General features: G+C 71.4%; 12 protein-coding genes. 7 read left to right on the top strand and 5 right to left on the bottom strand.

Annotated features, from left to right (window positions below; translation table 11 throughout):
• Positions 1-43: 43 nt before the first annotated feature.
• Both E1288_RS13460 and E1288_RS13465 read right to left on the bottom strand, forming a co-directional pair.
• Complete coding sequence (locus E1288_RS13460) at positions 44-232, bottom strand: hypothetical protein (protein ID WP_132484836.1); 189 nt, start codon at positions 230-232, stop codon at positions 44-46.
• Positions 229-708 (bottom strand): hypothetical protein, encoded by a 480-nt coding sequence (locus E1288_RS13465; RefSeq protein WP_132484838.1) that lies wholly within the window; start codon positions 706-708, stop codon positions 229-231. Before E1288_RS13465 ends, E1288_RS13460 begins: the two co-directional genes overlap by 4 nt.
• A 145-nt stretch (positions 709-853) precedes the next feature.
• Between E1288_RS13465 and E1288_RS13470 the strand changes: the two genes are divergently transcribed.
• Both E1288_RS13470 and smc read left to right on the top strand, forming a co-directional pair.
• Complete coding sequence (locus E1288_RS13470; protein WP_132484840.1) at positions 854-1,147, top strand: acylphosphatase; 294 nt, start codon at positions 854-856, stop codon at positions 1,145-1,147.
• A gap of 225 nt (positions 1,148-1,372) precedes the next feature.
• Positions 1,373-5,095 (top strand): chromosome segregation protein SMC, encoded by a 3,723-nt coding sequence (gene smc / locus E1288_RS13475; protein WP_235883529.1) that lies wholly within the window; start codon positions 1,373-1,375, stop codon positions 5,093-5,095.
• Here the strand turns inward: smc and E1288_RS13480 are convergent.
• Positions 5,071-5,466, bottom strand: coding sequence for a zf-HC2 domain-containing protein (locus tag E1288_RS13480; RefSeq protein WP_132484842.1), 396 nt, complete (start codon positions 5,464-5,466; stop codon positions 5,071-5,073). The genes smc and E1288_RS13480 overlap by 25 nt on opposite strands.
• 145 nt (positions 5,467-5,611) lie before the next feature.
• Here E1288_RS13480 and E1288_RS13485 point away from each other — a divergent pair, with 145 nt between their 5' ends.
• Positions 5,612-6,217, top strand: coding sequence for a hypothetical protein (locus E1288_RS13485; protein ID WP_132484844.1), 606 nt, complete (start codon positions 5,612-5,614; stop codon positions 6,215-6,217).
• A gap of 63 nt (positions 6,218-6,280) precedes the next feature.
• Here E1288_RS13485 and E1288_RS13490 read toward each other — a convergent pair whose 3' ends face one another.
• Both E1288_RS13490 and E1288_RS13495 read right to left on the bottom strand, forming a co-directional pair.
• A complete protein-coding gene (locus tag E1288_RS13490; RefSeq protein WP_132484846.1) occupies positions 6,281-7,780 on the bottom strand; it encodes a sodium:solute symporter in 1,500 nt (499 codons plus the stop codon).
• A gap of 9 nt (positions 7,781-7,789) precedes the next feature.
• Positions 7,790-8,920 carry an anhydro-N-acetylmuramic acid kinase gene (locus E1288_RS13495; RefSeq protein WP_235883532.1) on the bottom strand — a complete coding sequence of 377 codons (1,131 nt, stop codon included), beginning with the start codon at positions 8,918-8,920 and terminating at the stop codon, positions 7,790-7,792.
• 141 nt (positions 8,921-9,061) lie between these two features.
• On the opposite strand from E1288_RS13495, the gene ftsY reads away from it, so the two are divergent.
• From ftsY to E1288_RS13515, 4 genes are all read left to right on the top strand, one after another.
• Positions 9,062-10,492 carry a signal recognition particle-docking protein FtsY gene (ftsY, locus tag E1288_RS13500; RefSeq protein WP_132484850.1) on the top strand — a complete coding sequence of 477 codons (1,431 nt, stop codon included), beginning with the start codon at positions 9,062-9,064 and terminating at the stop codon, positions 10,490-10,492.
• A 138-nt stretch (positions 10,493-10,630) separates the two neighbouring features.
• The gene (locus tag E1288_RS13505; protein ID WP_132484852.1) at positions 10,631-11,062 is read left to right on the top strand and encodes an SRPBCC domain-containing protein; all 432 of its coding nucleotides are present in this window, start codon (positions 10,631-10,633) and stop codon (positions 11,060-11,062) included.
• Between the two features lie 3 nt (positions 11,063-11,065).
• The gene (locus E1288_RS13510) at positions 11,066-11,395 is read left to right on the top strand and encodes an ArsR/SmtB family transcription factor (protein ID WP_132484854.1); all 330 of its coding nucleotides are present in this window, start codon (positions 11,066-11,068) and stop codon (positions 11,393-11,395) included.
• A 52-nt stretch (positions 11,396-11,447) separates the two neighbouring features.
• Positions 11,448-12,188 carry a DUF899 family protein gene (locus tag E1288_RS13515; RefSeq protein ID WP_132484856.1) on the top strand — a complete coding sequence of 247 codons (741 nt, stop codon included), beginning with the start codon at positions 11,448-11,450 and terminating at the stop codon, positions 12,186-12,188.
• Positions 12,189-12,210 lie beyond the last annotated feature (22 nt).

Here is a 12,210-nt window from a genome sequence, read left to right on the forward strand (position 1 = left end):
AGCACGATTCCGTGACGATGGGTGCACGGGTGGGCGCGCAGCGTCAGCGCTCGGCGAGTTCTGCCCGCACGTCGTCGGGGATCCGGCCGGTGTGGTCGATGGGCGTCCACGGCTCGCTGCGGATCCACTGAGAGCCGCAGCCGCGGCAGGCCAGCAGCGGAAACCCGTTGAGCTCCTTGGGCGTCCGATGCCACGAGCACAGCGACCGGCACGCGTGGACGGCCAGCGTCACGCGTCTTCCCCGGACGATTCCCACTCGGTGGTGTCCGTCGGCACTGGGTCCTCGGTGGTGGTCGTCGTCGTCGGGATCGGCTTGCTCGTCGTCGGCGGCTTGGTGGGGGTCGTCGTCGGCCGCGTCGGCGGCGTGGGCGGCTCCGGCGGCGGCGGAACCGGGAAGTCGCCGGGGATTTCGGTGCTCGTCAGCGTCGTCGACGACGTGGTCCGGCTGGCGGTCGTGGACGTCTCCGAGGTCGCGCTGCTGCTTGGCGGCGGCGGGGGCAGCAGCGGCGGCGTGGTGTACGTGTCCGCCGGCCGCGACGTGGCGGTCGGCTTCAGCGTGAAGTCCGGCGTCGCCTCGTCGTGCTGCTGCGCGCCGGCGACCATCGCGGCGGTCGTCGCGAAGATGGTGGCCACCGCGATGCCGGACGCGGCCAGCATCACCAGCTGCTTTGGCCGGGCGTCCGGGTCTTCCGGCAACATCGGGTCCATTGCGTGCCCCACTCGTCGGGCGGCCTGCGCCGGGTGCCCCGAAACCCCAGGCTCCCAGCCGAATCGGGCGGATCATACCGGCAGCCCGAGCAACCGCGGTCGTGGATGCGAGCCAACACCGCGCGCGCGGCGGCCGTGCGGCATCATGCCGGGCGTGACCGATTCGCAACAGGCACGACTGACCGCTTGGGTGCACGGGCGGGTGCAGGGCGTGGGTTTCCGCTGGTGGACGCGTTCCCGGGCGCTGGAGCTCGGCCTGGTGGGCAGCGCGACCAACCGGCCGGGGAGCCGGGTCGAGGTGGTCGCCGAAGGGTCCCGCGAGGCCTGCGCGAAGCTCCTGGCGGCGCTGCGCTCCGGCGAAACCCCGGGGCACGTCGACCACGTCGCCGAGCAGTGGTCCGAGCCCAAGGGCGGGCTGACCGGTTTCGTCGAGCGCTAGCAGCGGTTTCGCCTGGCCGGAAGCCGTGCGTACTTCGTGTCGCGATAGCAACCAAAAGTACGCACGGGTCCGGGGCGCACCCGGCGTTGATCTCCAAGTGCCCGGTGCGCGGGGAAAATCGCCGCAACCAGCGGTTCTGCGCAGTCGCGAGTGGCCGCAGCGGTAGGCTTCACCGGATGTGACCGCCGGTGAACCGGACGAAACACGGGAAGGTCGATCGCAGCCGTGCACCTGAAGAGCCTGACGCTGAAGGGGTTCAAGTCCTTCGCCTCGGCCACCACGCTGCGCTTCGAACCCGGCATCACCTGCGTCGTCGGCCCCAACGGCTCGGGCAAGTCCAACGTGCTCGACGCGCTGCGCTGGGTGATGGGCGAGCAGGGTGCCAAGGACCTGCGCGGCGGCAAGATGGAGGACGTGATCTTCGCGGGCACCGCGGGCCGCGCCCCGCTGGGCCGCGCCGAGGTCACGCTGACCATCGACAACTCCGACGGCGCGCTGCCGATCGAGTACACCGAGGTCTCCATCACCCGCCGGATGTTCCGCGACGGCGCCAGCGAGTACGAGATCAACGGCAACACGTGCCGGCTGATGGACGTGCAGGAACTGCTGTCGGACTCCGGCATCGGCCGCGAGATGCACGTCATCGTCGGGCAGGGCCAGCTGGCCAGCATCCTGCAGGCCAAGCCGGACGAGAACCGCAGGCTCATCGAAGAGGCCGCGGGCGTGCTCAAACACCGCAAGCGCAAAGAGAAGGCGCTGCGCAAGCTCGACGCGATGCAGGCCAACCTGACCCGGTTGACCGACCTGACCAGCGAGCTGCGCCGCCAGCTCAAACCGCTCGGCAAGCAGGCCGAGATCGCCCGCAAGGCGCAGACCGTGCAGGCCGACCTGCGGGATTCCCGGCTGCGCCTCATCGCCGACGACCTGATCACCGCGCGCGCCGACCTGGCCCGCGACGAAGCGGACCAGGAAACCGCGCGCGCCAAGCGCACCGAGGTCGAGCGCGCCCTGCAGTTCGCGCAGTCCGAGGAGAAGACCCTCGAAGAGCAGGTCGCCGCGGACGCGCCGAGGCTGACCCGCGCGCAGGAGACCTGGTACCGGCTGTCGGCGCTGGAGGAGCGGCTGCACGGCACGCTGCGGCTGGCCGCCGAGCGCCATCGGCATCTGACGGCGCAGACCGAAGAGCACCGCCCCGGCCGCGACCCGGATCAGCTCGACGCCGAGGCAGAAGAGGCCGCAGAGCAGGAGATCGAGCTCCGCGAGCAGGTCGAAGAGGCCCGCGAGGTGCTCAACGAGGTCGTGCTGCGCCGCTCGGAGCTGGAATCCGAGCTGAAGCAGGCCGAACAGGCGCATCTCGCCGCCGTGCGGGCGATCGCCGACCGCCGCGAGGGCGCTGCCCGGCTGTCCGGCCAGGTCGAATCGCTGCGCAGCAAGGTCAGCGACACGGCCGACGAGATCGAACGGCTGTCGGATTCGCTGGACGAAGCCACCGGGCGGGCCGAGGAAGCGGAGCGCGCGCAGGCCGACGCGGAGGAGGAGAGCGGCGGCTACGACTCCGACGACGCGGGGCTTCAGGAACGCCGCGAAGGCGCAGCCGAAGCGCGCGATGCGGCGCGCGCCCGCGTCGAGGAGCTCGTGAAGGCCGAGCGGACCGCGGAGCGGGAGATCGCGTCCTGGAAGGCGCGAGTCGAAGCGCTGTCGATGGGCTTGCAGCGCAAGGACGGCGCCGGCGCGCTGATGTCGTCGGGAGACCGGGTGCCGGGCCTGCTCGGCACGGTCGCGGCGCTGCTCAGCGTCGAGCCGGGCGCGGAGGCCGCACTCGCCGCGGCGCTGGGCGCGGTCGCCGACGCCGTCGCCGTTCGTGGTGTCACGGACGCGGTGACGGCCCTGGAATTGCTCAAGGCGGACGAGGCGGGCCGCGCCGGACTGCTCATCGGTTCCGCCGTGGCCGTCGACCGATCGGACTGGCCGCAGCTGACCGGCTCGGCGCGCTGGGCGGTCGACCTGGTCACCGCGCCCGACGGGCTGAGCGGGGCCGTGGCCAAGGCGCTCGACAAGGTCGCGGTCGTCGACGAGCTGACCGACGCCCGGGAACTCGTGCAGCGCCATCCCGAAGTCCGCGCCGTGACGGCGAACGGCGACGTGCTCGGCGTGCACTGGGCGATCGGTGGTTCCGAAGACCGGCAGAGCACCATCGAGGTGCAGGCCGCCGTCGACGAGGCCGAACGCGAACTCGCCGCCGCCGGGCGCCGCCTGGAGCAGCACTCCGCGGCGCTGGAAGGCGCGCGAGCCGAGGAAGAAGCGCGGCGTGCCGAAGTGCGGGCCGTGCAGGAGCAGATCAACGACGCCAAGGTGCGGCGAGCCCGCAGCACCGAACGGCTTTCCAGCCTGCAACGCGCCGCCCGCGCCGCCGGCGCCGACGTCGACCGGATCCGGCAGCAGCGCGTGAAGGTCGAGCAATCCCGCGAACAAGCCCTGGTCAAGCTCGCCGAACTCGAAGAGCGGCTGAGCATCGTCAAGTCCGAACAGGACGAAGCGGCGGAGCCGGACACCGGCGAACGCGACCGGCTGGGCACCGAGCTCAACGCCGTGCGGCAGCAGGAAATGGACGCCCGCCTCGGACAGCGCACCGCCGAGGAGCGCGCCCGGGCTGTGCAGGGGCGCGCCGACCAGCTGCGCCGCGCAGCGCGCCACGAGCGCGAAGCGCGCGCCCGCGCGGAAGCGGCTCGCAAGGCCCGGGAACGCGCAGCGCGCGTGACCCAGGCCGTGGTCACCGGGGCCGAGACGGCGCTGGAGCGCATCGCGCGATCGCTGAGCGCCGCGACGGAGGAGCGGGACGTCGCGCAGGCGAAGCAGAGCGAGCACGAGCAGGCGCTCGGCGCCGTGCGAGCGCGCGTGCGCGAGCTCAGCGGGGAGCTGGAGAAGCTGACCGATGCGGTGCACCGCGACGAAGTCGTGCGTGCGGAGCAGCGGTTGCGCATCGAGCAGCTGGAAACCAAGATCATCGAGGATTTCGGGATCGGCCTGGACGACCTGGTCGACGAGTACGGGCCCACCGTGCCGATCCCGCCCGGCCCCGCCGAGATCGCCGAGTACGAGGCGGCCAAGGAGCGCGGCGAGGACGTCAGCCCGCCGCCGCCGATGCCGTTCGACCGGGCCACCCAGGAGCGCCGCGCCAAGCGCGCCGAGAAGGACCTCTCCTTGCTGGGCAAGGTGAATCCGCTGGCGCTGGAGGAGTTCGCCGCGCTGGAGGAGCGCTACAAGTTCCTCTCCACCCAGCTGGAAGACCTCAAGGACAGCCGCCGCGACCTGCTCAGCGTGGTCAAGGAGGTCGACGACAAGATCCTGGAGGTGTTCGCCTCCGCCTTCCAGGACGTGGCCGCGGAGTTCGAGACCGTCTTCAAGGTCCTGTTCCCCGGCGGCGACGGGCGGCTGACGCTCACCGACCCCGAGGACATGCTGACCACCGGCGTCGAGGTCGAGGCCCGGCCGCCGGGCAAGAAGGTCAAGCGGCTGTCGCTGCTCTCCGGTGGGGAGAAGTCGCTGACCGCGGTGGCCATGCTGGTGTCCATCTTCCGCGCCCGGCCGTCGCCGTTCTACGTGATGGACGAGGTCGAGGCGGCGCTGGACGACACCAACCTGCGGCGCCTGATCACGCTGCTGGACCAGCTCCGCGAGACCTCGCAGCTGATCATCATCACGCACCAGAAGCCGACCATGGAGATCGCCGACGCCCTGTACGGCGTGACGATGCGCGGCGACGGCATCACGCAGGTGATTTCCCAGCGCCTGCGCGGCGATTCCGGCAAACGGCGCAAGGACGACGCGCCCGACGCGCCGCCCGAAGGCGACGTCGCCGCGGTGCTGGACGGCTCGGCGGCGCCGGAAAGCGTTGCGGGAGAGCCGGATCCGGCGCCCGGGGATCAGGCCGACGTGCCGAGGGCGTAGCCGACGCCGAAGGCGACGAGCGCAGCCACCAGCGCGAAGCCGAACACCACCGACCAGCCCGGCCGGGCCGGCGCCCAGCGGGCCGGCTTCGAGTCCCGCGGTGAAATCCACTGCGGCGCAGCACGATTCCACAATTCCGGCCGCCCCAGCTCGGTCCGGCACGCCGCGCACTCCGACAGGTGGGTGCGCACCGTCAGCCATTCGACGTCGCTGAGCACGCCCGCCGAATAGGCGTTGAGCTTCGCCCGCAGATCCGCATGATCCTGCACCGCAGCCCCCATCCGCAGCCTCGGTGATCGCTTGGGTAGATCATCGACCCGTGGCAACTCCTGCTGAAGCCCCGGGGGTCGGGCAATGGTGTCGTCGGCCACCTCGGTTCAACCTCCGGAACGGCATGCGGGACGATGTTTCCGCGGTCCGGCGTCGATCCTCGGGGGCAGATGCCGGCCGGACACCGGGCGCGGAGTTCCCGCATCACCCCGAGTGCGGGGTCCCACCAGGTACAGGAGGCTTTCCATGACCAACCCGTACGGCCCCCCGCCGGGGCAGCAGCCGTACCCGCAGCAGGGCCCGCCGATGGCGCCGCCCGGCGGCTACGGCCCGCCGTCCGGCCCGATGCCGCAACAGCCGATGCCGCCGCAGATGCAGCCGGGAATGCCGCAGCAGGGCTACCCGCAGCCGCCGGCCCCGGCCGCGCCGCAGGGCCAGCCGATGGCGCCGCCCGCGCCCGGCATGGGGCGCATCATGATCGACTGCTCGTACTTCTGGCTGGCGTTCATGCTGATGTTCTTCAAGCCGCAGCTCACCATCAACGGGCAGCCGGGCCCGATCCTGACCTGGGGCAAGACCCCGGTCGACCTGCCGCCCGGCCAGTACCAGATCGGCATCCACGTCAACTACCTGTGGCAGGTCGGCCTCGCGACCGCGGTGATCCCGGTCAACGCCGGTCAGCAGGTCGACGTCCACTACGCGGCGCCGGTGATCGTCTTCATGAACGGTGCCATCGGCCCGACCCCGCAGAAGGCGCCCGGCATGGGCCTGGCCATCGGGATCATGGCCGGCAGCGTCGCGCTGTGCTTCCTGATCATCCTGCTGTCGGTCATCTCGGCCGCCGTCGCCTGAGTCGCCCGCCGTGACCGCAGTTTCAATTGAAACTGCGGTCACGACAGCAAGACCCACGGCAGTTCACGCGTTGTCGGCCTGCTTGACGGCGGCTTCGGGCGCCCGTCGCGGGTGGCGCAGCGACAGCAGTCCGCCCACCACGAGCGTCACGATGACGCCGAGCGGCGTGTACCAGGGGAAGGCCAGCGGGGCTTCGCCGCCTTCGCCGTCCGGGAAGGTGACCCCGAGGATCACGATCGCCATCACCACGACGGTCACCAGGAACGCGATCACCGCGTCGGGTTGGGTCGCCCGCTTCACCGCGAGCCCGAGGAAGAACGACCCGAGCAGCGCGCCGTAGGTGTAGCCCGTGATGCTCAGCCCCAACTCGATGACCGGGTTGTCGGTGCTGGTGAACATCGAGGCGAACACGAACAGCAGCACGCCCCACGCGAGCACCCAGAACTTCGCCTGGCGCAGCACCGCGTTGTCGTCGAGCTTGCGCTTGATCAACCGCTGGTAGACGTCGGTCACGGTGGACGTCGCGAGCGAGTTCAGCGACGAGCTCATCGCGGCGGCGAGGATGCCCGCGATCAGTAGCCCGGCGATGCCCGGCGGCATCTCGGTGATGATGAACGTCGGGAACAGCTCGTCGTTCGTGCTCATGCCCATTTCCTTGGGCTTCACCCCGTCGTAGAACGACCACAGCATGGTGCCGATCAGCAGGAACAGGCCGAACTGGAAGAACACCAGGATGCCGCTGCCGATCAGTGCGCCCTGGCTGGCCTTCAACGTCCGGGTCGCCAGCAACCGCTGCACGATCAGCTGGTCGGCGCCGTGTGAGGCCATCGAGAGCATCGCGCCACCGACGATCGCCGTGACGAACGAGTACGGCTCGGTCACGATCGACGACGAGAAGTCGAACAACTGGAACTTGCCGGCGTCCAGGGCGGAGGCGAACCAGTCGGCGGGCAGCTTCCCGGCCAGCACCACGACCGCGATGACACCGCCGACGACGTAGAGGACCATCTGCAGGGCGTCCACCCAGACCACGGCGCGGGTGCCGCCGAGGTACGTGTAGAGCACGGTGATGATCGTGATCACCAGGAGGATCTGCCAGAACGACACGTCGATGCCGGCCGCCCCCAGCATCACCTTCACCGGGATGGCCGTGGCGAACAGCCGCACCCCGTCCGCCAGCAGCCGGGTGATCAGGAACGTCGCCGACGCGGTGACCTGCACCCCCGGGCCGAACCGCTTGCCGAGGAACGCGTAGGCGGTGACGAGCTCGCCCCCGTAGTAGCGGGGCAGCAGCACGAAGGCCACCACGACCCGGCCGATCAGGTAGCCGATCGCCAGCTGCAGGAAGGTGAACGACCCGAGGTAGGCGACCGTCGGCGTGCTGATCACCGTCAGCGTGGACGTCTCGGTGGCCACCACCGCGAAGCACACCGCCCAGGACGGCATGTTGCGGTCGCTGACGAAGAAGTCCTTCGCCGAGCGCTGCTTGCCGGCCAGCAGCACGCCGAGGACCGGCATCAGAACCAGGTAGCCGATGATGATCGTGATGTCGACGGGATGCACTGGCGCCTCCTACGCGGGCTGCATTCGCAGCCGCCTCGGCTGCTGGATGGCGGGCTCGGGGAGCCGGAGCGGGCCGGATCCCGGGGTGATGCTGCCCAACAAGCGGGGCCCGGCGGCCCCGGTGGTGCCCGGCGCGTTGCCGCTGACGCCGTGCCAGGTGAGGAATCCGAGCAGCGCGGTCAGGTACGCCTCCTTGCCGTCCGCGGGCATGCCGAGGTCGTCGCTGACGACCAGCGGCGCGTCCAGCAGGCGGCGCAGGGCGGCGAGCAGGACAGGATTGCGCACCCCGCCGCCGGACGCAACGACCTTCGTGGCCTGCTCGTTGCGGCAGGCGTCGGCGATGGTGCGCGCGGTGAGCTCGGTCAGGGTCGCCAGCAGGTCGCCGTCGCCGACCTCGCCGGGCAGCTCGTCCAGCGCCCGGGCCAGGTAGTCGGCGTTGAAGTGCTCCTTGCCGGTGGATTTCGGCGCCGGCCGCCGGTAGTAGCCGTCGGCGAGCAGCACTTCGAGCAGTTCGGCGTGGACGGTGCCGGTCGCGGCGATGCTCCCGTCGGTGTCCTGCGGCGTGCCGGTGATCCGGCCCGCCGCGAGGTCGATCAGCGCGTTGCCTGGGCCGGTGTCGTAGGCCAGCGGCCGCCGCCCGCCGACCACGGTGATGTTGGCGATGCCGCCGATGTTCAGCGCGACGGTCGTGCCGGGCTCGTCGGCCAGCCACAGCGCGTCGAACACGCCCGCCAGCGGGGCGCCCTGACCGCCGGCGGCGACGTCGCGGGCCCGCAGGTCGGACACCACCGGCAGGCCGGTGGCCTCGGCGATCCACGCAGGCTGCCCGATCTGCAGGGTGCCGCGCGCTCGCCCGCTGCCCTGGACCCAGTGGTAGATCGTCTGCCCGAGCGACGCCACGAGGTCGGCGCGGCCGTCCGCGAGCTCGACCCCGAGCCGGGCCGCGGCCGCGAACTGCTGCCCGACGTAGGTGTCGAGCCGGCACAGGTCTTCGGCGCTGCAACCGGCTGGCGGGAGCACGGCGCGCAGCTTCTCGTGCAGCACGTCCGGGTAGGGGAGCACGGTGGCGCCCAGCGGGCGGAGCTGCACGGTGTCGCCGTCCAGCCGCAGCTCGGCCACGGCCACGTCGACGCCGTCCATCGACGTGCCGGAGAGCAGACCGATCACGCGCAACCAACCCACATGTGTGGTCTATTGCACAGCGCATGGTAAATGCAAGCGTCTCGCGCTCATTGTTGGTGAATTGCTCACTTGGTGTGCCGGGCGCGTTCCGAGGCCGGTATGACCAGGTGGGAGGATGGGCGAGTGACCACCGAGAACCTGATTCTGATCATCGTCGCCGTCGTGGTGGTGCTGGCGATCGCCGTGGTCGCCGGCGTCGTGCTGAACCGCCGGCGGCGGATCAGCCTGAGCGAACGGGACGAGACTGCGGGCCGGGCCGAGTCCGTCAAGGGCGGCGGGTATCGCGCCGACAACGGGATCAGCCTGTCCAGCGGCGGCACCACCACGGCGGCCCCGCCGGAGCATCCGGCGGGCGAGCGCACCGAGGTGGAGGGCCAGCCCGGCGTCGGCGACGACGCCGCGGTGCCCCGCGACACCGAGCGGCGCGGCATCGTGGACGTGCCCCTGCCGGACGGCGGCACGGTGACCGAGGAGCCGCCGGTCAAGGAGCCGCCGGTCGAAGCACCGGCCGAGGTTCCGGAGCAGGAGCGCGCCGAGCCGGTGCCGGAGCCGGCGCCCGCGGTGCCGGAGGAGATCGAGGAGATCGAGGAGATCGAGCCGACCTCGGGTCGGCTGGAGCGGCTGCGCGGCCGGCTCTCCCGCTCCCGGTCGACGTTCGGCCAGGGCCTGCTGGGCCTGCTCGGCGCCGGCGACCTGGACGAGGACTCCTGGGAGGAGATCGAGGACACCCTCCTGCTGGCCGACCTCGGCGCGGCGACAACCACCGAGATCACCGAGCGGCTGCGCACCGAGATCGCCACGCGCGGCATCCGCACGCCGGACGAGGCGCGTGCGCTGCTGCGCGAGGTGCTGGTGGACGCCCTCGGCCCGGACATGGAGCGCGCGGTGCGCGCGCTGCCGCACGGCAACCCGGCCGATGGCGGCAAGCCGGCCGTGGTGCTGGTCGTCGGCGTCAACGGCACCGGCAAGACCACGACCACCGGCAAGCTGGCGCGGGTGCTCGTCGCGGACGGCCGGACGGTCCTGCTCGGCGCGGCCGACACCTTCCGCGCCGCGGCCGTCGAGCAGCTCGCCACCTGGGGCAGCCGGGTGGGCGCCGAGGTGGTGCGGGGCAAGGAAGGTGCCGACCCGGCGAGCGTGGCGTTCGAAGCGGTCAGCCGCGGCAGCGACACGGCCGTGGACGCGGTGCTGGTCGACACGGCCGGCCGCCTGCACACCAAGACGGGCCTGATGGACGAGCTGGGCAAGGTCAAGCGCGTCGTGGAGAAGAAGGCCCAGGTCGACGAGGTCCTGCTGGTGCTGGACGCGACGACGGGCCAGAACGGCCTGACCCAGGCGCGGGTGTTCTCCGACGTGGTGGACGTGACGGGCATCGTGCTCACCAAGCTCGACGGCACGGCCAAGGGCGGCATCGTCTTCCAGGTGCAGCGGGAACTGGGTGTCCCGGTGAAGCTGGTAGGCCTCGGCGAAGGCCCGGACGACCTGGCCCCCTTCGAGCCGGGAGCCTTCGTGGACGCCCTCCTCGGCTGACAAGTCCCGAGAACAGCCCCCGCGCCCCAAGCGCGGGGGCTGTTCGCTTTTCACGCTTCCCAGCGGCCTTGACGCAACTGGTTGGTTGCAATACTGTCGCAACCAATAGGTTGCGATTGAAGGTTGCTGGAGGGCGCCATGGGATTCCCCGATCGGATCGAACGGACCACGGACCTGGCCCATCCGCCGAGCAAGGTGTGGGCGGCGCTGACCACCGCGGAAGGACTCATCGGCTGGTTCGGCAACGACGCCACCATCGACCTGCGCCCGGGCGGGGCCGCGCGGATGAGCTGGCCCGAGGGTGACGTCGCGGACATCCGCGTCGAACGGGTCGAGGAGCCCAGGGTCTTCGGCTTCACCTGGCGGGTCGACGGCATGCCCGCGGATGATCCGCGACGGACCTACGTGGAGTTCACGCTCGAACCGACCCCGCGGGGCACCCGGCTGACCGTGGTGGAGACCGGCTTCGCGCAGCTGCCGGAAGGCAACTACCGCACCGGGTACGACTCCCACGTCGAGGGCTGGGCGCGCGAGCTGGGTGAACTGGTCGGTTACCTCGACGCCGCCTAGACCATGCCGCTCGATCACGAAGCGATCGCCGAGCAGGTATTCGTCGCGCTCGCCGACCCGACCCGGCGCGGGATCCTCGCCGAGCTGGCCGCCGGTGGCCCGGCCACCGCCACGGATCTGGCCGCCCGCCTGCCGATCACCCGGCAGGCGATCGCCAAGCACCTGGTGCTGCTCTCCGAAGCGGGCCTGGTGACGGCCGAACCCGGCGAGCGACGGCGGGTGCGCTACCGGCTGCGCTCCGAGCCGATGCGCGTGGCGCAGCAGTTCCTGGGCGCGCTGGCCCGCGACTGGGACGGCCCGCTCGACGCGCTGAAGAAACACCTCGACCAGTGAGTCGGCGCCCCGAAAGCACAGGAACGGAAACCGGGAAACGGAGGACGGCACGATGAACGAGTCGACGAACGCCGCGTTGCCGAAGGTGGTCGACCGCGTCGCCTGGCAGGCCGAACTGGATGCGCTGCGGGTCCGGGAGAAGGCCCACACTCGCGAAGGCGACGCGATCGCCGCGGCCCGTCGCCGGCTGCCGATGGTGGAGGTGGACGCCGCGATCCAGCTGATCGGCCCGGACGGCCCGGTCAGCCTGCTGGCTGCGTTCGAAGGCCGGCGGCAGCTGATCGCGTACTTCCACATGTGGCACGACGACCAGCCCGCGGCCGAGCAGTGCGAGGGCTGCACGTTCTACAACGGGCAGGTCCGCGAGCGCTCCCACCTGCACACCCGGGACGCGACCTACGCCACCTTCTGCTACGGCCCGTACGAGCAGAGCGTGCGCTACCGGGACTTCATGGGCTGGGACGGGCCGTGGTACTCGGTGCGGGAGTGCGCCGAGGAGCTGCTGGCCGGTCGCCGGGTCGGGGTGTTCTACCTGGTGTGCTACTTGCGCGAGGGCGATCGGGTGTTCGAGACCTACTGGACCACCGGCCGCGGCGCCGAGGTGCTCGACAACAACTACGCGCTGCTGGACCGCACCGTCTACGGCCGGCAGGAAACCTGGGAGGACTCGCCCGCCGGGTGGCCGCAGCACTGGGACGTCGACCGCGACACGCTCCGCGTCCGCGGGCGGCCCACGGCCCAGTGGGCCCGCCTGGAAGCCGGGCGCTCCGACGACCTCGGCGACCGGAGCTGAGCACGCCGAGCTGATCGGCCGG

Source organism: Saccharopolyspora elongata (genome assembly GCF_004348985.1).
GTDB classification, from domain to species: domain Bacteria; phylum Actinomycetota; class Actinomycetes; order Mycobacteriales; family Pseudonocardiaceae; genus Saccharopolyspora; species Saccharopolyspora elongata.

Coding starts and splice junctions, on each gene's coding strand:
- E1288_RS13465 (WP_132484838.1), bottom strand. CDS start 708: ATGGACCCGATGTTGCCGGAAGACCCGGACGCCCGGCCAAAGCAGCTG.
- E1288_RS13470 (WP_132484840.1), top strand. CDS start 854: ATGCCGGGCGTGACCGATTCGCAACAGGCACGACTGACCGCTTGGGTG.
- E1288_RS13485 (WP_132484844.1), top strand. CDS start 5,612: ATGACCAACCCGTACGGCCCCCCGCCGGGGCAGCAGCCGTACCCGCAG.
- E1288_RS13495 (WP_235883532.1), bottom strand. CDS start 8,920: ATGGACGGCGTCGACGTGGCCGTGGCCGAGCTGCGGCTGGACGGCGAC.
- ftsY (WP_132484850.1), top strand. CDS start 9,062: ATGACCAGGTGGGAGGATGGGCGAGTGACCACCGAGAACCTGATTCTG.
- E1288_RS13505 (WP_132484852.1), top strand. CDS start 10,631: ATGGGATTCCCCGATCGGATCGAACGGACCACGGACCTGGCCCATCCG.
- E1288_RS13510 (WP_132484854.1), top strand. CDS start 11,066: ATGCCGCTCGATCACGAAGCGATCGCCGAGCAGGTATTCGTCGCGCTC.
- E1288_RS13515 (WP_132484856.1), top strand. CDS start 11,448: ATGAACGAGTCGACGAACGCCGCGTTGCCGAAGGTGGTCGACCGCGTC.